The organism is Mesorhizobium sp. B2-4-3 (assembly GCF_006442815.1).
Taxonomy (GTDB): Bacteria; Pseudomonadota; Alphaproteobacteria; order Rhizobiales; family Rhizobiaceae; genus Mesorhizobium.
On the sequence record NZ_VFVL01000002.1, the window covers coordinates 302578 to 323349 of the forward strand.

The 20772-nt window shown below is 64.5% G+C and carries 15 protein-coding genes; 7 read left to right on the forward strand and 8 right to left on the reverse strand.

Going from position 1 to position 20772, the window contains the following annotated elements; genetic code table 11:
• Window position 1 precedes the first annotated feature (1 nt).
• The 3 genes from FJ956_RS03725 to FJ956_RS03735 all read right to left on the reverse strand — a co-directional run bounded on the left by FJ956_RS03725 (window position 2) and on the right by FJ956_RS03735 (window position 3156).
• Window positions 2-847 (reverse strand): carbohydrate ABC transporter permease, encoded by an 846-nt coding sequence (locus FJ956_RS03725; protein WP_140677952.1) that lies wholly within the window; start codon window positions 845-847, stop codon window positions 2-4.
• Window positions 847-1731, reverse strand: a complete 885-nt coding sequence (locus FJ956_RS03730; protein WP_140677950.1) for a sugar ABC transporter permease — start codon at window positions 1729-1731, stop codon at window positions 847-849. The genes FJ956_RS03725 and FJ956_RS03730 overlap by 1 nt, the downstream gene beginning before the upstream one ends.
• 186 nt (window positions 1732-1917) lie before the next feature.
• Window positions 1918-3156, reverse strand: a complete 1239-nt coding sequence (locus FJ956_RS03735) for an extracellular solute-binding protein (protein ID WP_140677945.1) — start codon at window positions 3154-3156, stop codon at window positions 1918-1920.
• A gap of 224 nt (window positions 3157-3380) precedes the next feature.
• Between FJ956_RS03735 and FJ956_RS03740 the strand changes: the two genes are divergently transcribed.
• Window positions 3381-4583 carry an ROK family transcriptional regulator gene (locus tag FJ956_RS03740; protein WP_140677943.1) on the forward strand — a complete coding sequence of 401 codons (1203 nt, stop codon included), beginning with the start codon at window positions 3381-3383 and terminating at the stop codon, window positions 4581-4583.
• Between the two features lie 6 nt (window positions 4584-4589).
• Here FJ956_RS03740 and FJ956_RS03745 read toward each other — a convergent pair whose 3' ends face one another.
• A complete protein-coding gene (locus FJ956_RS03745) occupies window positions 4590-5483 on the reverse strand; it encodes a hypothetical protein (protein WP_140677941.1) in 894 nt (297 codons plus the stop codon).
• An 84-nt stretch (window positions 5484-5567) separates the two neighbouring features.
• Entirely contained in the window at window positions 5568-6434 is an 867-nt protein-coding gene (locus FJ956_RS03750; protein WP_140678047.1) for a hypothetical protein, read from the reverse strand.
• A 351-nt stretch (window positions 6435-6785) separates the two neighbouring features.
• Between FJ956_RS03750 and FJ956_RS03755 the strand changes: the two genes are divergently transcribed.
• The 6 genes from FJ956_RS03755 to FJ956_RS03775 all read left to right on the forward strand — a co-directional run bounded on the left by FJ956_RS03755 (window position 6786) and on the right by FJ956_RS03775 (window position 17787).
• Window positions 6786-8594: a ShlB/FhaC/HecB family hemolysin secretion/activation protein gene (locus FJ956_RS03755; protein ID WP_281405608.1), complete on the forward strand. Its 1809-nt coding sequence runs from the start codon at window positions 6786-6788 to the stop codon at window positions 8592-8594.
• A gap of 8 nt (window positions 8595-8602) precedes the next feature.
• Entirely contained in the window at window positions 8603-14983 is a 6381-nt protein-coding gene (locus tag FJ956_RS03760; protein WP_181170216.1) for an MBG domain-containing protein, read from the forward strand.
• Between the two features lie 9 nt (window positions 14984-14992).
• Window positions 14993-15136, forward strand: coding sequence for a hypothetical protein (locus tag FJ956_RS30420; RefSeq protein ID WP_181170215.1), 144 nt, complete (start codon window positions 14993-14995; stop codon window positions 15134-15136).
• Window positions 15137-15242: 106 nt separating this feature from the next.
• Window positions 15243-16076: a GNAT family N-acetyltransferase gene (locus FJ956_RS03765; RefSeq protein ID WP_140677931.1), complete on the forward strand. Its 834-nt coding sequence runs from the start codon at window positions 15243-15245 to the stop codon at window positions 16074-16076.
• A 110-nt stretch (window positions 16077-16186) separates the two neighbouring features.
• The gene (locus FJ956_RS03770; RefSeq protein ID WP_140677929.1) at window positions 16187-16957 is read left to right on the forward strand and encodes an SDR family NAD(P)-dependent oxidoreductase; all 771 of its coding nucleotides are present in this window, start codon (window positions 16187-16189) and stop codon (window positions 16955-16957) included.
• Between the two features lie 68 nt (window positions 16958-17025).
• Window positions 17026-17787, forward strand: a complete 762-nt coding sequence (locus FJ956_RS03775; protein ID WP_140677927.1) for an SDR family NAD(P)-dependent oxidoreductase — start codon at window positions 17026-17028, stop codon at window positions 17785-17787.
• A 392-nt stretch (window positions 17788-18179) separates the two neighbouring features.
• Here the strand turns inward: FJ956_RS03775 and FJ956_RS03780 are convergent, their stop codons facing one another.
• The 3 genes from FJ956_RS03780 to FJ956_RS03790 are packed head-to-tail and all read right to left on the reverse strand — an operon-like array spanning window position 18180 to window position 20772.
• Window positions 18180-18992, reverse strand: a complete 813-nt coding sequence (locus FJ956_RS03780; RefSeq protein ID WP_140677920.1) for an SDR family oxidoreductase — start codon at window positions 18990-18992, stop codon at window positions 18180-18182.
• Window positions 18992-20008, reverse strand: a complete 1017-nt coding sequence (locus FJ956_RS03785; RefSeq protein ID WP_246672075.1) for a sugar phosphate isomerase/epimerase — start codon at window positions 20006-20008, stop codon at window positions 18992-18994. Before FJ956_RS03785 ends, FJ956_RS03780 begins: the two co-directional genes overlap by 1 nt.
• Complete coding sequence (locus FJ956_RS03790; RefSeq protein ID WP_140677917.1) at window positions 20005-20772, reverse strand: SDR family oxidoreductase; 768 nt, start codon at window positions 20770-20772, stop codon at window positions 20005-20007. The genes FJ956_RS03785 and FJ956_RS03790 overlap by 4 nt, the downstream gene beginning before the upstream one ends.

Sequence of the window (20772 nt, forward strand, 5' to 3'; positions counted from 1 at the left end):
ATTATCCTTTCACTCCGCCGCTGGTGAGGCCCGAGATCAGCGCGCGTTGCATGACGAGGCCGATCAGCACTGGCGGCAAGGCCGCGAGCACGCCGGCGGTGGCGATCAGTCCGTAGTCGGAAACGCGGCCGCCGGCGAGATCGGCGATGGCGACCGTCAGGGTCTTTGCCCGCTGGTCGGAGGTGAAAAGCAGGGCGTAGAAGAACTCGTCCCAGGCAAGCAGCACGGCAAACAGCGCCGATGTCGCCACAACAGGCGCCGCCAGCGGCAAGGTGATGATGCGCCACGTCTGGAGCAGCCCGGCCCCGTCAATCATCGCCGCGGCCTCGATCTCGCGCGGGATGGAATCGAAACCCGATTTCATCAGCCAGGTGGTGAAGGGCGCGAGGATCGTCAGATAGATCAGCGCCAGGCCGAAGACGTTGTTGAGCAGGCCGAGATGGGAGAGACCCATGTAAAGCGGCACGGAGAGCGCCACCGGCGGCAGCATATAGGTGGCGATCACCATCGACAGCGACCAGCCGACCGAAGGCGTGCGCGAAACGGCCCAGCCGGCCGGCACGGCAAGGACAACAGCGGCGAGCGTCGCCATGCCGGCGACCTCCAGGCTGTTGCGCAACGAGGCGGTGAAGGCGGCGCCGGCGCTGTTTTCGGCCGTCGACAGAAGCTGCGCGTAACGGGAGAAGTCGGCCACCCGCGGCCACCAGCGCAGCGGCTTGGCGGCAAGATCGGCCGCCGGCGATATGCTCATGACGAAGAGCCAGGCGAGCGGCGCCAGGATCACGGCGGCGAGCAGGATGGCGCAGACATAGACGAAGGCGGTGAAGACCGGGCTCTTGCGTTCCATCAGGCGGCACTCCCCGCGGTCTTTCTGACCAGCGTCGCATAGGCGACGGCGAGCACGGTGACGAGCAAGGTGACGATCAGCGCCAGCGATGCGCCGGAGCCGGCGCGCTGGAAGGAGAAGGCCTCCTGATAGACGAGGATCGACAGCGAGCGCGTGCTGTTGGCCGGGCCGCCGCGGGTCATGACCCAGATGATGTCGAAGACCTTGAAGGCCTCGATGGTGCGCAGCACCAGCGCCACCATCAGCGGACCGGCGAGATAGGGCAGGATGACGAAACGAAAGCGATTGAACGGGCCGGCCCCGTCGACAAGCGCTGCGGCGGTGATGTCGCGCGGCACCGCTTGCAGGGCGGCGAGCGCGATCAGCGCGACAAGAGGAAAATTCTTCCAGCAGTCGGCGACGATCAGCGCCGCGAGCGCCGTGCCGGGCTCACCCAGCCAGGAGCGATAGTCATCGAGGAGATGGAGTTGCGTCAGCGCCGCGTTCAGCGCGCCATATTCGGGATTGTAGATAAGCCGCCAGAGCGTCGCGTTGACGACGGTGGGCAGCGCCCATGGCAGGATCATCAGCCCGCGCAAGACGGCGCGGCCGCGGAATTCCTGATTGAGCAGAAGTGCCGCAAGCACGCCGATCACCATCTCGGCGGCGACCGAGACGACCGCGAACCAGGTGGTGGTCGTGAGCGTGCGGCTGAAATTCGAGCTCGTCAGCATCTTGGTGTAGTTTTCGAAGCCGACGTAATTGCCCGCCGTGCCGACCAGCTGGGCGTCGGTGAAGGAGAGCCTGACCGTATCGACCAACGGCCAGCCGATGACGGCGACCATGATCACCAGAAGCGGCAGCATCAACAGCCACGCGCGAGTCGTCATCCAGGTGCCTGACATCGGAGGCGCCTCTCTTCCTTCATCCGACTAGAGCGGTTCACCGTTTCACGAAAACGGCGAACCGCTCTATCCCTTTGTTTTGGCGCAATTCCGGACGGAAAACCGCTTCACACTCCTGGAATTGCTCTAGAAATAGCGCGGGCGGCACTCGTATTTGAGGCCGCCCGCCCGTCGGGGAACGCCAGATCAGAGGCCGCTGTTTTCGGCAGCGGTCTTGAGCGCGTCTTCCGGCGCCGCCTGGCCGAGCAGCGATTCCTGGATCGCCTGCTGCAGCGCCGTCGACAGTTGCTGATATTTCGGCGTGGTCGGCCGCGGATACATCGCGGCAAGACCGAGCTTGGCGGCGGCGATCAGCTCTTCCTGGCCCTTGGTGACGGCGGGATCGTCATAGGACGAGGCCCAGATCGGCAGCGAGAGCTTGGCATATTGGTTCTGCGTCGCCTGCGAGGTCATGAACTCGATATATTTCCAGGCTTCGTCCTGGTGCTTCGACACCGCGGTGATGCCAAGGCCCATCGAGCCGTTGACGGCCGAGACCTCGCTGGTGCCGGCAACGCCCGGCGCCGGCACGACGCCGACCTTGCCCACGACCTTGGAGTCCTTCGGATCGTTGGCCATGTTGTACATGTAGGTCCAGTTCAGCGCGAAGGCGGCATCGCCGTTCTCGAACACCTTGCGGACGTCCTCTTCCAGGAATTCCTTGGAATTCGGATTGGTGAGGCCCGACTTGTAGCTGTCCACCATGTATTTCAGCGCCGAGAGGCCGCCGCCGTTCTGGAAGTCGGGCTTGCCGTCCTTGAGGAAGTCGCCGCCATAGGCGCTGACCAGCGTGGTGTAGTCGCAGATGGCGGCTTCGGCCTGCGACCAGCTCCAGGCGATCGGCGTCTTCAGCAAACCTTTATCCTGGATGATCTTGGCCTGCTGGCCAAGCTCTTCCCAGGTCTTCGGCGGCGCCTTGATGCCCGCCTTTTCCAGGATTTCCTTGTTGTAGAAGAGGTATTTGGTGTCGAGGATCCACGGCATGCCATAGTACTTGCCGTCATACTGGACGGTGGTCCAGGCGCCGGGCAGCACGCCCTTCTTCATGTCGTCGGTGATCTTCGACGATACGTCGACCAGCACCTTGTTGGTCGCATATTCGGCCGGCCAGATGACGTCGAACAGCACCACGTCATAGCCGCCGCCGGATCCTTGGGCGAGCACGGTCTTGTCGTGCAGGCCTTCATAGGGGACGAATTCGAGATTGACCTTGATGTCCGGATTGGCCTTGGTGAAGGCCTCCGTCATCGAGCGCACGTCGGCCTCGCTATAGGCGGCCTGCGCCATGAAGAGCGCGTTCAAGGTGGTTTCAGCGAAGGCGTGCGGGACGAGCAGCCCGCCGACGAACACCGCGCCCAGAACTGTCTTACCGATCGATTTCAGCATTTGTCTTTCTCCCATTTTCGACAACTGCGAGTGGGCGGCCAGGACTGCGCCGCTTCCCCAAATTCGCATCGCGCCTGACTGGATCCGTCCCCAACGGCGTGCGGCTAAGCCCGAAGGCTTTTGCCGTCTTTTTGTAGAACCGCTCGGGGTCTCACCTATTAAGTCAATTCGCTTGACTTAATTAGTCGATCAATCCTTTAATGGAGTCAAGAGGGGAAACGACGGTGCACGATATCAGCCCGATCCGTGCCAAAAGCGGCACCAACCAGGAAGGTACCAGCGCGCATAACCGCCGCGTCATGATCGAGGCGCTGCGGCTCAACGGCGCGCTATCGCGCGCCGACTTGGCGCGGGCGACGCAGCTTACCAAGCAGGCGGTTTCCAACATCATCGAGGATCTCGAGCGCGACAGGCTGGTTGTCGCGCTGGATGCGGTGCGCAAGGGCAGGGGGCAGCCCTTCACGCCTTACCGGCTGGTTCCCGAGGGAGCCTTCGCCATCGGGCTGCAGATCGACCGGCATCTGACGCGCGTGGTGGTGGTCGACCTTGTCGGCAAGGTGATCGCGCGCGCCGAGGCGGGGCTGCCGTTCGACGAGCCTTCGGCGGGCGTAAGGATCATCCTCGGCCTGGTCGACGGCGTCAGGCGTAAGCTGGCTTCCTTGTTTGCCCAGTCCGAGCGGCGGCTGGTCGGATTGGGCGTCGCCATGCCGGGACCGTTCGGGTTGAAGAACCCCGACAACAAATGGATGATGCCCGCCTGGCAACAATTTCCGCTGGTGGAGGCGCTTGCCGCCGGTACCGGGCTCGATGTCGGCCTGCAGAACGATGCGGCGGCCTGCGCGACGGCGGAACGGATCGTCGGCGCGGCGCACGGCGTCGATCACGCCGTCTGCCTTTATGTCGGCTACGGCATAGCCGCCGGGCTGATCCTCAACGGCGAGCTCTATAGCGGCGGCAACGGCAATGCGGGCGAGATCGGCATGGCGTTGCTTGCGCCGGCCGGCTCCGGTTCCACGCCGCTCGAACACCGTGCATCGCTGGCCTCGCTCTACCAGCATCTCGGCCTCGACCCCACCGAGAGGGGTCTCTACGAGACGCTCGGCGCGCTGGCGCTTGCGCGGGATCCGCGAGTCATGGGCTGGGTCGAAAAAGCCGCGTCCGACCTGCGCTGGAGCGTGCATCTGATCGAAACGATCTTCGATCCGCAAACCGTCATCCTCACCAGCAGCGCGCCCGAGGCGCTGGCCCGGCTTCTGCTTCAGGCCATGCATCCGCTGCTGCCGTCGATCGCGGATCGTCCCGTCCGGCGCCTGCCTCGACTGCAACTCGGCACCACCGATCCCTGGGCGATCGCAGTGGGCGCCGCAGCAGAGCCGATCAGCCGGGCCTTCGATCCGCGTTTTTCCGCCATCCTGAAGGCCGGATAGAAGCGGTCAGCCCATCCTTTGCGTCGCGGTGGCGGCGAAAGCCGCGTCGATGATGGCGAGCTTGACCGCCTGCGCGGTGAGGTATTCGCCGTAGAATTCGTTCGAGATCCACATGACGGAATGGCCGCGCTGCCCGAGCCAGCCGACGCTGCCGAGTGCCTCGGCGTCGCGCAACTTGCGCGCAAGGTGGGTGCGCGACAGCTTCAGCCATTTGGCGAAGTCGCCGATCGACAGCACGCCGGTCGGGATCCGCTCCTGGCCGGCATTGTCGGGGTCGACGCCGGAGATCAGCCAGTCCATGACGACGCCGCCATTGTTGAGCCAGGTGAACAGCGAGAAGGTCTGTTTCGGCTCGCGCACCGGCACGGAAGAGAGCAGCCCGTCGGCGATCAGCGGCTGCAGATGCGCCAGCATTTGCGGCCTTGCCTGGAATGTTTCCAGCCGGTTCCCGCCGTCAAGAGCATCAAGTGTGTTCAGATGCATTTGAATCCAGCCGATCAGCGGCTCCAGGGTCATGGCGGGCAGTTGCAGGGGGCGAATGCGGCCGTCATCGGCCGTCGGCCCGGCCTCGAGGAAATTATAGTGCTGCATTTCCTTGATGAAGGCATGAGCCGTGTTTCGGCTTGCCACCGCATGCTGAACGGTGACGTCGGCAAAACGCGCTGCGGTCAGTTCCTTTCGATAGTCGCTGGAATCCCTGCGGAAATGCAGGGCAAGACCGATATGCGCCATCAGCCAGCGTTGCTGGGTGGCAAAGACCGAGGAGGCTCGCGGGTTTCCTTGATAGGCCTGCTGCATCGCCATGGCTTGCGCGCGCACGCAAGCGGGCAATGCCGGGTGACCGGCAATGTCTTCATAGGTCAACGCACCCTCCCAGCTTCCACCCAAAGATGCTGTCATGCTCGCAAGTTGCGGATAGCAGCTTTGGCTGGCGCCCGCCAGCGTGCGGGCCGGTTTTGCGCGAGTTGCGCCGATCCCCGGCTGTCAGCGCCCTTGCGGGGCCGAGATACAGGCTTCGAAGGCCGCGTCGACGACGGCGAGCTTGGCTGCCTGGACGGCCATGTACTCGTCGAAGAAAGCCCTCGAGACCCACATCACGGAATGGCCGCGCTGGCCGACCCAGCCGATGCTGCCGAGCGCCTCGGCATCATATAGCTTCCGCGCCAGATGCGTGCGTGAGAGCTTCAGCCAGTGCGCGAATTCGCTGACCGAGATGACGCCGGTCGGTATCTTGTCGAGATGGACGTCCTCCGGATCGATGCCGGACATCAGCCAGTCCATGACGATACCGCCGTTATTTAGCCAGATAAATAATGAAAAAGTCTGCCCAGGCTCCCGCACGCTGTCGCTGGCCAGCAATCCATCGGCGATCAGCGGCTGCAAGACAGGCAGCATTTCGGGTCGATCGAGGAAGGTTGCCAGCCGGGTTCCGCCATCTATACGGTCGAGCGTCGTCAGATGCGCGTAAATCCAGCCGGTGAAGGTCTCGATGGTACCCGCCGTGACCCGCATGGGGTGGGCGCGGCCATCGCCGCTGGCCGAAATATATTCGGCGATGTTGTAGTGCAGCATCTCCTTGACGAACGCCTCGGCGGTGTTGCGGCTGGCCACCGAATTGCGTCGTACGACCTCGATGAAACGTGCCATCGTCATTTCGGTGCGGCGGTCGTTGGGATCGCGCCGGAAATGCAGCGCCAGGCCGACATGAGCGAGCAGCCAGCGCTGCTGGGTGGCAAACACGGCGGCCAGCCGCGGGCTCGTTTGATAAATATGGATGAGCGCCTTGGATTGCTCCTGGACGCCGCGAAGCGCTGCCGGATGACGGGCGATCTCTGCGGCATTCAGCGGCATTTCCTGCGGTACTCCATGCGATTCCAAGCAACGACAAATGAAGATTCCCAGTCTTCGCCGGTCGTGTCCAGTTGCCCATTGGAACAACGAACGATCAGGCGGCGAATTCGTTGCTAACTCTTTGCATCGGTTCGGAAAACCCGTCCCAATAATAGTCGAACCCGCAGCCCTGCGTCGAGTTGACGAGTCCCGACAGGCAAGCATAGGTTCCGCGCCATCGGGGCTGCGGGGAGCGCTTTCCCGGGAAAAAAGAAACAAGGACAGGGTCTGGCGCCCGATGCGCGGCATCGGCGGTGGCAACGCTTTGCGCCCGGATTTCCGTCCCGGATCAAGAGTGACTGCGTGAGCCATATGTGCGGAACCGGCTTCCATGCCGATGAAAACCGCAACATTCGACACGGCGCCCGGCCCCGGCCTGGCGCGGCCGGATGGTGTGGCCATAGCGGCATCAAACTGGCGGTTGTCGCCGCTTCTGCCTGCCTTTGGCTTTCATCCGGCGCTTTCGCGCAGACCGCAAGCCAGATCACCCCGCCCACCTTTCGGCCACCACCCGGGCCGGACACGGCAGGTGTCTCCATCCCCGAAAGCAAGGGGCTGGAGGCACCCGCCGGCGCGGAGAAGCTGAAGGTCAGGCTTGCCGGTGTGCATATCGAGGGCGGTTTTGCCGATATGGCTGATGCAACGCGCAAGGTCACCGCCGGACTTTCCCGCCGGACGGTCACGGCAGCCGAAATCTTCGCCGCGGCGCGCCAGTTGGAGGCCGAATACGCGCGCGCCGGCTATGTGCTGGCGCGGGTGGTGCTTCCGGCGCAGAAACTGACCAATGGCGCGACGTTGCGGCTGATCGTCGTCGATGGCTTCCTCGAAAGGATCGACACCGGCAATCTGCCGGAACGGATAAGGGGTAGGGTCGAGGCAACGCTGGCGCCGCTGGTCGGGAAAAAAGGCATCAGGCTGTCCGCCATCGAACGCAAGCTGCTGCTGGCCGGCGACACGCCGGGCGCCAGGCTGCGCTCGACGCTGAAGGCGGGCTCGGCCAAGGGCGCCAGTGTGCTGGTCATCGACGGCAAATACCGGCCGATCGGCGGCCAGGTCACGGTCGACAATTCACTGTCGCCTTCGCTGCAGCGCTGGTCGACCGGCGTCGGCGTCGATTTCAATTCATTGCTTGGTCTCGGCGAACTCGTCTACCTGCGGGCCGGCGGATATCCCGATGGCGGCGACCAGGGCCTGTTCAGCGATGATCCGCGCAACCGCAACTACGCCGCCGGCATCGTTGTCCCGATCGGTCATGACGGGCTGACGCTCAATCTCGAGGTCAGCCGCACGCGCGCCAATCCAGACGCCGAACCCGGTTCGTTGGGCTTCGGCAGCGAATTCGAGCGCTACTCCGCAAGCCTGCGTTATCCCTGGATCCGCAGCCGCGCGCTGACGGTAAGCAGCGAGCTCTCCTTCGACGCGCAGAACGACTATCTCAACGCCGTCACGCCGGTCTCGTTGCCGATCGCCGAGGACCGGCTGCGCATCATCCGGTTCGGCACCGACGCTACCTGGTTCACGCCGCTCGGCGGCGTGTTCGTCGGCAATGTCATGGCATCGTTCGGCATCGATAGCCTCGGCGCGCGCATGGCCGCCGACGCCACGCCGCTCCTGCCGCTGTCACGCCAGGGCGCCGACGCCGATTTCCAGAAGCTGGAGCTCTCGGCAAGCTACAGCCAGGCACTTGCCGAGCATGTCGGGCTCGACCTTCTTGCCCGCGCGCAGACCTCCTTCGGCAAACCGCTTCTGCAGTCGGAGCAGGTCGGCCTTACCGGCGCGACCGGCCTGTCGAGCTTCGATGCCGGCGCGCTGCAGGGCGATTCCGGCTACGTGGTTCGCGGCGAATTGTCATCGCCCTGGTACGTGCCCTTCACCGGCGGCGTGATCCAAGTTTCGCCTTACGTCTTCGGAGCCGTCGGCGAAGTCCGCCTGGAAATGCCGACGGCGCTCGAGAGCGCCAGCATCGTCGGCGCCTCGTACGGGCTTGGCGTCAAGCTCGGCACGGCCTTCGCAAGCGATCCCACCAACGCCAGCCTGACCCTCGAATGGGGTCGCCGGCACCGCGACGATCATCAGTCCATCAGCGACCGCTTCTCGTTGAGCGGCGCCATCCAGTTCTAGAGCCAGCCATGCGCGACACATTTCCCCTTTTTCGCACCGTGAACCTGCCGCTGACGGCGCTGCTGCTGGCCTCGACGGCGCTTGTCGGCTTCAGTTCGGCCAATGCGCAGGAACTGCCGACGGGCGGCAGTGTCGCCTCAGGCGGCGTGACGATCTCCCAGCCATCGGCCTCGCAGCTTGCGATCAAGCAGTCGACCAATTCGGCCATCGTCAACTGGCAGAGTTTTTCCATCGGCGCCGGCGCCGGCGTCGATATCGACCAGCCGAATTCATCGTCGGTGATGCTCAACCGCGTCACCGGCAGCACCAAGTCGACCATTGCCGGTCAGCTCAATGCCAATGGCCAGGTGTTCCTGGTCAACCCGAACGGCATCGCCATTTCCAAGACCGGCAAGGTGAGCGCGGCCGGCTTCGTCGGCTCCTCGCTCGACATCGACGATCAGGACTTCAAGGCCGGGAAGCTGACATTCAAGGGCAAGGGCGCTTCCGCCTCGGTCTCCAACGAAGGTTCCATCTCGATCGGCAGCGGCGGCTATGCGGCGCTGATCGGCGGCAGCGTCGACAATTCCGGCACCATCAGCGTGCCGCTCGGCAAGGTCGGGCTGGGTTCGGGCGAAAAGGCGACACTCGATCTCTCCGGCGACGGTTTTCTCCAGGTGGCGGTGCCGACCGAGGCGGATGGCTCCGGCGCGCTGGTCGGCAATTCGGGCGTGATCAGCGCCGATGGCGGCCGGATCGAGATAAAGGCCGCTGCCGCCAAGGAGGCGGCGCGGCAGGCCGTCAACATGTCGGGCCTTGTCGAAGCGCGCACCGTGTCGGGCCAATCCGGCGAGATCGTGCTCGGCGGCGACCAGGGATCCGTCGAGATCTCCGGCACGCTCGACGCTTCGGCCAAGGCGGGCGGTCAAGGCGGCAAGGTGACGGTCACCGGCCGCAAGCTGAAGCTCAAGGGCGCCACCGTCGATGCCTCGGGCAAGAATGGCGGCGGCACGGTCAGGATCGGCGGCGACAAGCAGGGCTCCGGCACGCTGCAGCGAGCCGAAACGACCGAGATCGACACGGACAGCAAGATCGGCGCCGATGCGACCGGCACCGGCGACGGCGGCACGATCATCGTCTGGTCCGACGAGTGGACCGGCTTTGCCGGCAAGCTTTCGGCGCGTGGCGGCGACAACGGCGGTGACGGCGGCTTCGTCGAAGTCTCCGGCAAGCAGCGCCTCGACTTCAGCGGCTCGGCCGATCTCCGTGCCCGCTTGGGCGACACCGGCGATCTTCTGCTCGATCCTTACAATGTCATCATCTCGAGTGATGCCGATACCGGCGGCTTCACCGCCAACTCAAATGACAGCGTCATCAATGTCAACACGCTGCAAAACCAGCTGGCGCTTGCCAATGTAACGATTTCGACAGGAAGCGGCGGTTCGCAGGCCGGCGACATCACGATTGCCGCGCCGATCAACTGGGGCGCCAACACGCTGACGCTCGACGCCTACCATTCGATCGTCTTCAATGCCGGCGCCACGATCGGCGGTGTCGGCGGACTGACGCTGATCACCAATCATGGCGGCACCGGCGGCGTCATGTCCTATGCGCTAGGCGCCTCCGTGACTTTTACCGGCACGCAAGGGGCGCAGGCGCTGTCGATCAATGGTCAGAGCTATACGCTGATCTACGACGTAAACGGGTTGCAGGCGATCAACAATGGCCTCAGCGGCCGTTATGCGCTCGCCAACACCATCGACGCCAGCGCCACCTACAACTGGAACGGCGTCAAGGGCTTCATACCGCTCGGCACCGACGGCAACACAAACATCCTGAACGGCGGCAACGGCTTCAACGGCACATTCGACGGCCTCGGCAATACCATCGACTACCTGCGGTCGACACCGGGCGGGGCCAACTATGCCGGCCTGTTCGGCTTTATCGGCGGTGGGGGCGCGGTGCGCAATGTCGGGCTTGTCGATGCCTCGGTCATGGCCTCCTACGAAACGGGAGCGATTGCCGGCTGGAACAAGGGGTCCATCTCCGGCGTGTGGGCAAGCGGGCAGATCCATGGCGCCGGCTCTACAGGCGGCCTGGTCGGCCAGAACGACGGCTCGATCACCCGATCGTTCTCGACCGTGGGGGTGAACGCGCGTGACAACAATACGGTTGGCGGGCTTGTCGGCGCCAACACGTCGAGCGGCACGATCAGCCAGTCGTACGCATATGGCTGGGTTCTAGGATCGAGTTATGTCGGCGGGCTTGTCGGCCTCAATATGGGATCGATCAGCGATGCCTATTCAACCGGCCCGGCCAGCGGGACCAATGGCGACATAAGGATCGGCGGGCTGGTCGGCTACAATTTGGGCAGCGTCACCAATGGCGCCTTCGACATGACGACGTCGGGCTTGAGCAACGCCTTTGGCAGCGGCAGCAACGCGGGCAGCGTAATCGGTCTTACCACCGCCGACTTCCAGAATGGCGCCGCCAACGGTTTGAGCGCCGCCTTCGGCGGCGGCTCGGGCGGCCTCTACCCTTATCTGAAAAGCTTCTACCCGAACGGCGTGCAGGCGATCTCCGGCATTGCCTACAAAGACAGCGGCGTCACCCCGTTGTCGTCAGGCACGCGCCAGCCCTACTATGTGAAGAATCCCGGACTGGTCACGGCGGTCGCCAATGGCGTCGACCTCGGCACGGTATCCACCGGCGTCAACGGCTACTACTACATCGCGACGCCGACCGGCACGATCGGCAGCAGCGTGCTGGTCTATACCGTGCAGGACGGTGGCCCCGATGCCGCCGGCGCGCAGAACGCGGTGACGCTGCGGACAGGCCTGTCGGGCGGCAATGTCTCCAATCTCAACGTCTACGGCAACTGGCGTCTCGACGAGGTCGACAGCTCGATCGCGTCGCTGTCGGCGCTGCAGGACATCGCCGCAACGACCGTCGGGTCGACCTATGTCGGCGGCCTATCCTTCGCCAATTGGCAGATCGAGACGGCGGCGACCACCTTCGCGCTCGACCAGGCAATATCGATCGGCAGCGGCACGTTGGCGCTGTCGTCGAACGGCACGGTCACGCAGACAAGCAGCCTGAGCGCGGGTTCGCTGTGGCTTGGTGGCACGGGCGCTTTCAACCTGACCAATGCCGGCAACCAGGTCGGCACGGTCGCCGCCAAGGCCGGATCGGTCAACCTTGCGGATCTAGGCGGGCTCGTCATCGGCAGCGCCGGCAGCGCGCGCGGCGTGGCCACGACCGGCGCCAACACGATGGGGCAGGTCCAGCTTCAGACGACCGGCGACCTGACGATCGCCGCGGCCGCCAAGGTCAGTGGAACCGATCCTGTGCTGGCGGCAGGCGGCAAGTTCATCAACAGCCGCGGCAGCGATGCCGTCACCGCCACCAGCGGGCGCTGGCTGGTCTACGCGGCCGCGCCGACCGGCAACACATTCGGCAATCTCAACAGCAACAACACCGCGATCTGGAACACGGCTGCCGGCGCCGCGGTAAGCGCGAGCGGCAATCGCTACGTCTTTGCCTACCAGCCGACGCTGACCTTCACCTCCCAAAATGCTTTGAAGACCTACGGCGACAACGTCATGCCGACATTGGCCTACACGGTGTCGGGCTATCAGGCAGGGGTGGCCAACGCCTATCTCGGCGACAACGCCGGCACCACTTTCACCGGCGCGCCGTCGCTCTCCACCCCCAATCCGCTTGCAACCCAGCAACTCGGAGCTGGGACTTACACGATTACCGTCGGTGCCGGCGATATCACTGTCTTGAACGGCTATGGGCTCGCCTTCGACAGCTCCGGCTTGTTCACCGTGGCCAGGCGCGCGGTCTCGGTGACGGCCGATGCCGATCAGCACAAGACCTATGGCGACGCGGACGCCGCATTCACCTATTCGGTTTCGGATATCGGCAGCGGTGTCGCGCTGGTGGGTTCGCTCAGCCGGGAAGCCGGCGAGGACGTCGGCACCTACAGCATCGGCCAAGGTTCGCTGACCGATGCCAATAACGTCAACTACGACATCACCTATGTCGGCGCCGATTTCACCATCGGCAAGCGGGCTATCACCGTCACGGCCAATGCCAATCAGGGCAAGGCCTATGGCGATGCCGATCCGACCCTGATCTATTCGGTTTCCGACCTTGGCAGCGGCGAGGCGCTTGTCGGCTCGCTCGCTCGGGCTTCCGGTGAGAATGTTGGCAGCTATGCCATCGCTCAAGGCACGCTGACCAACGCCAACAACTCGAACTACGACATCACGTTTGAAGGTGGCACCGACTTCGATATCGCCAAGCGGGTCGTGACGGTGACGGCGAATGCCGGGCAGGGCAAGACTTATGGCGATAGCGATCCGTCGTCCTACGGCTACACCTACAGCGGCCTCGGGAACGGCGTCGCTTTGGTCGGCGCGCTCGACCGCGCAGCCGGCGAGAATGCCGGCAGCTACGCCATCGGCCAAGGTACGCTGACCGATGCGAACAACTCCAACTACGACCTCATTTTCGAGGGCGGCAGTTTCAGCATCGGCAAACGCTCGGTGACGGTGACCGCGACGGCCGGTCAGGCCAAGACCTACGGCAATGCCGATCCGTCGTCCTACAGCTACACCTATTCCGACCTCGGCAGTGGGGCGGCGCTTGTCGGCACGCTCGATCGCGCAGCCGGCGAAGATGTCGGCGATTATGCGATCAGGCGGGGTACCCTGACCGATGCCAACAATTTGAACTACGACATCACTTTCGCCGGGGCGGATTTCAGCATCGGCAAGCGCTCCGTGACGGTGACGGCGGCAGCCGGCCAGGGCAAGATCTATGGCAATGCCGGTCCCACGCTCGGTTACAGCCACAGTGATCTCGGCAGCGGCGTCGCGCTTGTCGGTTCACTCGAGCGCGCGGCGGGCGAGAATGTCGGAGACTATGCCATTGGCCAGGGTTCGCTCACCGACACCAACAATTCGAACTACGAGATCGCCTATGTCGGCGCCGACTTTACCATCGGCAAACGCGCGGTGACGGTCACTGCCAATGCCAATCAGGGCAAGACCTATGGCGATGCCGATCCGGCCCTGACCTACTCGGTTTCCGATCTCGGCAGCGGCGAAGCGCTCATCGGTTCGCTCGACCGGGCCGTCGGCGAGGATGTCGGCAGCTATGCCATCGGCCAGGGGTCGCTGACCAATGCCAACAACGCCAATTACGATATCACGTTTCAAGATGGCGCCGATTTCGCCATCGGCAAACGCGCGGTGACGGTCACCGTCGATGCCAGCCAAGGCAAGATCTACGGCGACGCCGATCCGTCTTCCTACAGCTACACCTACAGCGATCTCGGCAACGGCGCCGTCCTGGCCGGTGCGCTCGACCGCGTGGCGGGCGAGAATGCCGGCAATTACGCCATCGGTCAGGGCACGCTGACCGATGACAACAATTCGAACTACGACATCACTTTCGTCAGCAAGGATTTTGACATCACCAGGCGGGCTGTGACGGTGACGGCCGGCGCCGGCCAGCACAAGACTTATGGCGACGCGGATCCGGCGCTGGACTATAGCCACACCGATCTCGGCAGCGGCACGGCGCTGGCCGGGGCGCTCGACCGCGCCTCGGGCGAGAACGTCGGCAGCTACGCCATCGGCCAGGGCACTCTGACCGGCGCCAACAATTCGAACTACGACATCACGTTCGTCGGCGCCGATTTCAGCATAGGCAAGCGCGCCGTCATGGTGACGGCCGGCGCGGGACAGAGCAAGATCTACGGCAATGCCGATCCGGCGCTCGGCTACAGCCACACCGACCTCGGCAGCGGCGAAGCGCTGGTCGGCGATCTCGACCGCGCGGCGGGTGAGACTGTTGGCAGCTACGCCATCGGCCAGGGCACGCTGACGGATGCTGCGAACTCCAACTACGATATCACCTTCGCCGGCGCCGACTTCAGCATCGGCAAGCGGGCGATCACGGTCACGGCGGACGCGCAGAGTCGTCCGTCGGGCATGGCCAATCCGCCGCTCACCTACACGATCGGCGGACTTGGCCTGGCCAGCGGCGATACGCTCACCGGCGCGCTCGCCACCGACGCTGCGACGGCAAGTGCGCCTGGAACCTATGCCATCGAGCAAGGCAGCCTCAGCGCCTCGGCCAATTATGAGCTGACCTATGTCGGCGCGAACCTGGTGGTGCAGCCGGCCAATGCGATGCCGACGATCGACACCGCCAGCATCGTTGCCTTCAATGCCGGCGCCCATGGCAGCGGACAGCCAGCCCCTGTCTTCTTCACCGGCCTGCCTGCGGAAGGCGACACGCAAACGCTGGTCGTGGATCCTCGCTTTGACAGCGCTGCCTTCTGTCAGCGCATGGCGGAGGCTGCGTCCGTCTGCGCCTCGGCGCTGATCCAGTAGGCGGCGAGGGTGGACATCCGGCTCCGCTCTTCGCGATCCCGCAATCGCACAGGCCTGCCGCTGACGGCGCTGATGCTGGCATCGACTGCGCTTGTCGGCTTCACGCCTGCGAAGGCGCAGGAACTGGTCGAGCGGGCCGGCGCCGGTCGATAATGTACCGGCTACAAGGGTTCCGCGCGGCCTTTGCAGCCCGCGGCTGGCGGCCTATCGTGACGGTTGATGGCCGACCATGGCGCAGCCCATGCCACAAAGTGAAACGATGCCGAGAACGATCCGGACCCTGACCGCCAGCGAAGTGGAAACGCTTGTCGACTGGGCGGCGAGGGAGGGCTGGAATCCAGGCGTAGACGATGCCACGGCGTTTCGGGCGGCCGATCGGGATGGTTTCATCGGCGCCTTCGTCGGGGGCGAGATGGTGGCCGGCATTTCGGCTGTCGCGTATGGCTCGGGCTTCGGCTTCATCGGCCTCTATATCTGCCGGCCCGACCGGCGTGGCGAAGGTCACGGCAAGGCGGTCTGGGACGCGGGCATGGCGCGCCTTGGCAGCCGCATCATCGGTCTCGACGGGGTGGCCGAGCAGCGGGCCAACTACCAGCGCATGGGCTTCGTGCCAGCCTATGAGACCGTCCGCTACAGCGGCCGCCCCGCCGGTTTGCCCGAGGGCGGCAAGACAAGGCCCGTGACGGCCGGCGACATGGCTGAGATACACGTCTACGATCGACAGTGCTTCCCGGCGCCGCGCGAGGCCTTCCTTGGCGAGTGGCTGCGGCAGCCGCGGATTGCGCTGCTCTCAGCCGGATCGAGCGGCATTGCCGGCTACGGCGTGGCGCGCCGGTGCCGGGAGGGTTTCAAGGTCGGGCCGCTGTTCGCCGACGCGACGGACGTGGCCTTGGCAATGGTGGCGGACCTCTCGGACGCAACTGCCGGCGAGGAATTGCATATCGACGTGCCGGCCGGCCAGGTTCAATTCACCGCCATGCTTCAAGCCGCCGGCATGGTTGCCGGCTTTACAACGACACGCATGTACAAGGGCGGCAAGCCCGGCAACGCCCCCTCGACGGTTTTCGGCGTCACGACGCTCGAGCTGGGATGATGGCGGGCGGCACGGCGCACTGAGATCATTGTTTTGTCTGGCTGGTCCATGCGCCATGGCCCGATGACGTAGTTGCCTTTGCCGGGCTTGCGTTTCGCGGAGGTTATCGAATGGCTGGAAGGACGGTCCTGATCGCCGGCGGCGCTGGGGGAATGGGTCTGGCGACCGGACTGCGCTTCGCCGCTGACGGCGAGCGGATCGCGCTCGCCGATCTTGCCGGCCCCAAGCTCGACGCCGCCGTGGCAAAGATTGCCGCGACCGGGGCGGACGCGATCGGCTTGCCGCTCGACATCCGCTCCGTCGCCGCGTGCCGCGACGTGGTGGGCAAGGCCAGGGAATGGGGCGGTGCGATCGATATTCTCGTCAACGCCGCAGGAGTCTGGCTCGAGGGGCCGGCAAGCGAGGTCGAGGAGGAGCAGTGGGACCTGGTGCTGGACGTCAATCTCAAGGGCGCGTTCTTCCTGATCTCGGCCGCCATTCCGCATCTGTCGGCCGCGCAAGGCGTGATCGTCAACATTGCCTCCGACGCCGGCATCGTCGGCAACAATGGGGCGGCCGTCTATTGCGCCTCGAAGGGCGGGCTGGTGCTTTTGACCAAGGCTCTCGCGCTGGAGCTCGCCCCGCACGGCATCAGGGTCAATGCCGTCTGTCCCGGCGACACGGCAACGCCGATGATCGAATATCAGGCCAAAACCTATGGTGCAGACGACCCCGACGGCTACAAGCGCCGGCTGCTGGGGCACTATCCGCAAGGGGACAGAGCAAGGTTCATCCAGGTGGAGGAGATTGCTTCCTTCATCCACTATCTTTGCCAGCCGGGCGCGGCGCCGATCACCGGGGCCGCGCTTTCGATCGATTTCGGCGTCAGCGCCGGTTATTGAACCGGTACGGTTCATCGCGGCTACGATTGCCCGTGCCGGCATGCCGGCATCCGCACTCTGGAGAGCAAATGATCGTGTTTCGCAAATCCCGCAAGGCGCTGGTGACCGGAGCGGGCGCCGCCGACGGCATCGGCATGGCGATCGCGCGGGCGCTGGGCGCGGCCGGCCTTTCGGTCACCATCACCGCTTCGTCCGCACGCGTCGAGCAACGGGCGGCGGAACTGCGGGCGGATGGGCTCGATATAAGCGCTTTCATGGCCGACCTGACTCTCTCCGGCGATGTCGAGCGGTTACGTGCCGAAACCGGCGAAATCGACATCCTCGTCAACAATGCCGGGATGGGCACCGTCGCCCAGCCGGCGTTGCAGCGGCGGTTTCTCGATCTCAGCGAAAGCGAATGGGACCGTGGCATCGATGTCAGCCTGAAAACCGCCTTTTTGAGCACGCGCGGATTTTTGGCCGGCATGGTGCAGCGCGGCCATGGGCGCGTCGTCAACATGGCCTCGGTGACGGGGCCTTACGTATCCAATGAAGGCGAGGCCGCCTATTCCGCTGCCAAGGCCGGCATGGTCGGCCTGACGCATGCGCTTGCCCTGGAGGTCGGCCGCAGCGGCGTCACCGTCAATGCCGTGGCGCCGGGGTGGATCGCGACGGGCGCCTCGACGCCGGAGGAACTGGTCGCCGCGCGGAACACGCCGCCAGGCCGCGCCGGCAGCCCCGCGGAAGTAGCAGCCGCCGTGCTGTTCCTGGCATCCGACGCAGCCAGCTACGTCAACGGCGCCGTTCTCGTCGTGGACGGCGGCAACATCCTGCAGGAACGCAAGGGCTGACCGCGTGCGCGAAAGCCAAAAATTTTGGGAGATGGTAGCGGGAGAGCGCTACATAGCAAGACCCACTATCGAGGGGGCGTTCTTTTGCTATCGCCGGCATGCAGCATGATAGCAATCGCGGTCGAGCCTCAAGAGGTCGAAAATTATGTTGTTGGTTTCCAGATGCGGCATTGGGTCGGCTCGGGAGCTGACGGTTCTGACCCGTCAAGAGCGCGATTTCGCGCTCTTGCCAATTCTAGAGCCAGTGTTTTCGAAATAGCGAAAACGTTGGAAATACTTTTACGATTTCCTCGCGAAATATCTTTAAACCTGTAGGCGCTATCCCTACTTCATCCCGTTGTTATCCGGTCGCGTACATTCACCAAAAGCGGACATCGCCAAATGGCGGGCATTCACCCCGGAAAGATCGTAAAACCGCCGTCGACGCGGATGACCTGCCCATTGATGAAGCGCGCGCGCGGACCGGCGAGAAAGGCCACCGCCTCGGCAATCTCTTCCGGTTCCGCATAGCGGTTCAGCGATTTCTTAGCTGAATCCATGCGGTTGGGATCGACCACTCGAGTTGCCTGGAACCGAGCCGTCTTGGTGGCGCCGGGGCTGACCGCATTGATTCGCACGCCGTCGTCGATCAGCTCCTTGGCGAGGCAGCGCGTGTAATGCACGACCGCGGCCTTCAACGTCGAGTAGACGACCTCGGGCGAGCAGCCGAGGTGTGCTGCCGCCGACGCGATGTTGATGACGGAGCCGCCGCCGCGCTGCTTCATGGGCGGCACGAAGGCCTGGCAGACCAGCATCGTGCCGATCAGATTGTTCTCGGTGAGCACGCGGATGTCGTCCAGTTCGATGTCCAGCGCGTTGTTCGGGTTCGGCTTGCCGCCCTTGGCGCCGATGTCGCCGCCGGCACAATTGACCAGCACATGCACGTCGCCGAGATCGGCCTCGATCTTACGCTTCATCTCGGCCACCGCTTTCTGGTCGCCAATGTTGCCGGTCACCGACGTGACCTTCGTGCCATGACGCTTCAGGCGCTCGGCCACCTCTGCGAGATTGGCGAACTCGCCGTATTTGGCCGGCGCTGTTTCGTCCATGTCATGGATCGCGACATTGGCGCCGAGTTCGGCCAGGCGCTCGGCCATCACGCGACCGAGGCCACGGCCGGAGCCGGTTACGAAGGCGGTCAAACCGTCGAGTTCACGTGTCGTCATCAGATATTCTCCATCAAACCAAGGTTGCGCATGTTGGCGGCGCTGCGGCGGATCATGTCGAGCTCATAGGAAACCAGGGAAGCGTCGTCTTCGCGCTCCCAAGGGGTGCGGTAGTCGGCATCGTCGGGTAGCCGATTGCGCTGCGCGGCCCGCAGGCAGGCCGCAAATTCGCGCGCCGTCTTCGGCGGATAGCCGTGCCACCAGTCGCCGTTGAGAAAGCGGACATGCCGCGCCTCCAATGCGCCCGGCTCGAGAACGGCGGTCATGCGGTCATGGTATTGGCCGAGAATTGCAATCAGCTCGGCAAACGGCACCGCGCCATCGCCGATGGCACAACGGATCAGCCGGTAGCCTTCGCTCGTGAACTGCACGCGGTAATCCTTGAGGTGGACATGGCGGACATAAGGTGCGATCCGCCGTGTAAAATCGAGTGGCGCTTCGCCGACCGGGAATGTGTTGCCGGTGTCGAAGGTGACGCCGACACTTTCGCCGCCGAGCGCGCAGAAATCGACGAGTTCCTGGCTGGTGAAATCCTGGTGATTCTCGATCGCGAGGACATAGCGTTCGGCATTCGCTCGCGGACCCCATTCCTGCAATCTCTCTCGAATGATGCCGGCGTACTCGCTCCATTTTTCGCCGGCAGCGTTGCGGTCGCCACACAGAACCGGCGTCAGCGCCGTGCGGATGATGTTGGCCTTCAGCAGGCGTGCAGCCCGAAATGCGTCGTCGAGCGGTTCGCCGACCAGGAGGCCGCCGCTGACGATCGGCGTGATCCCAAGGCCGGCGAGCCTTTTGCGCAGCGCGATCACCGCGTCGTCGGAAAGCTCGTTCAGCCATGGCACCCAGATCTCCAGCACACGCGCGCCAAGTTCGGTCGCGAGCGCGATGAAACCTTCGAGCCCCGCCGGCTTGGGATTGGCGCGTGGCGTGCCGCGGCCCTGGAGGCCGAGATGATAGGTCAGGCCGTAGGGGTTCAGGCCAACCTCGAGCATGAAGCGATCCTTCGGTTCGGTCATCGCAGGCCGGCATCCACGGTGATCGACTGCTTGGTGATCATGCGGCTGTCGTCGGCGGCGAGGAACAGCACCGTACGCGCGATCTCCTCGCCCAGCAGAACCCGGCGGATCAGCTGGCGCTGCACGACCTGGTCGACCGACGACTGCGTCTTGTACCAAAGCTGCCGTTGCCGGTCGGTGATGACGGCGCCTGGTTCGATGGCGTTGACGCGGATGTTGTCGGGCCCGAACGCCCGCGCCAGCGCGAATGTCAGCCCGATCACGCCAGCCTTGGCCGTCGCATAGGCCGCCATGTCCGCCGCGCCGAAACGCCAGGCGATCGAGGAAAAATTGACGATCGAACCAAAGCCCAATTCCTTCATGTGCGGATGCACGGCCTGGGAGGCAAAGAAGTGGTGCCGCAGGTTCACGTCCTGGGCGTGGTCCCAGTATTCCTGCGTCACCTCGGCGACCGGGTGGCGATTGTCGTCGGCGGCGTTGTTGACCAGCACCGCGACAGGTCCGAGGCGGTCGCGCACCGTGCCGATCGCGGCCTGGAGGGCAGGGATGTCGGTCACGTCGCAGCGCATGAAAAGCGGCGCGTGCGATGCCGCAGAGGCGAGTTCGCGTGCCAGCGCCTCGCCAGCCTCCTGCTGCAGATCGAGAAACGCGACGCGCGCGCCATTGGCGGCGAAGGCGCGGACCGTGTCGGCGCCGATGCCCGACGCGCCGCCGGTGATCAGCACGACACGCTCGGCCAGGCTCGGATAGGTGGCAAAGGACAA

What these genes read in the sequence shown, in the direction of transcription:
- FJ956_RS03765 (WP_140677931.1), top strand. Translation starts at nt 15,243, where the DNA reads ATGCCGAGAACGATCCGGACCCTGACCGCCAGCGAAGTGGAAACGCTT.
- FJ956_RS03730 (WP_140677950.1), bottom strand. Translation starts at nt 1,731, where the DNA reads ATGTCAGGCACCTGGATGACGACTCGCGCGTGGCTGTTGATGCTGCCG.
- FJ956_RS03725 (WP_140677952.1), bottom strand. Translation starts at nt 847, where the DNA reads ATGGAACGCAAGAGCCCGGTCTTCACCGCCTTCGTCTATGTCTGCGCC.
- FJ956_RS03775 (WP_140677927.1), top strand. Translation starts at nt 17,026, where the DNA reads ATGATCGTGTTTCGCAAATCCCGCAAGGCGCTGGTGACCGGAGCGGGC.
- FJ956_RS03755 (WP_281405608.1), top strand. Translation starts at nt 6,786, where the DNA reads ATGTGCGGAACCGGCTTCCATGCCGATGAAAACCGCAACATTCGACAC.
- FJ956_RS03750 (WP_140678047.1), bottom strand. Translation starts at nt 6,434, where the DNA reads ATGCCGCTGAATGCCGCAGAGATCGCCCGTCATCCGGCAGCGCTTCGC.
- FJ956_RS03760 (WP_181170216.1), top strand. Translation starts at nt 8,603, where the DNA reads ATGCGCGACACATTTCCCCTTTTTCGCACCGTGAACCTGCCGCTGACG.
- FJ956_RS03785 (WP_246672075.1), bottom strand. Translation starts at nt 20,008, where the DNA reads ATGACCGAACCGAAGGATCGCTTCATGCTCGAGGTTGGCCTGAACCCC.
- FJ956_RS03735 (WP_140677945.1), bottom strand. Translation starts at nt 3,156, where the DNA reads ATGCTGAAATCGATCGGTAAGACAGTTCTGGGCGCGGTGTTCGTCGGC.
- FJ956_RS03770 (WP_140677929.1), top strand. Translation starts at nt 16,187, where the DNA reads ATGGCTGGAAGGACGGTCCTGATCGCCGGCGGCGCTGGGGGAATGGGT.
- FJ956_RS03745 (WP_140677941.1), bottom strand. Translation starts at nt 5,483, where the DNA reads ATGACAGCATCTTTGGGTGGAAGCTGGGAGGGTGCGTTGACCTATGAA.
- FJ956_RS03780 (WP_140677920.1), bottom strand. Translation starts at nt 18,992, where the DNA reads ATGACGACACGTGAACTCGACGGTTTGACCGCCTTCGTAACCGGCTCC.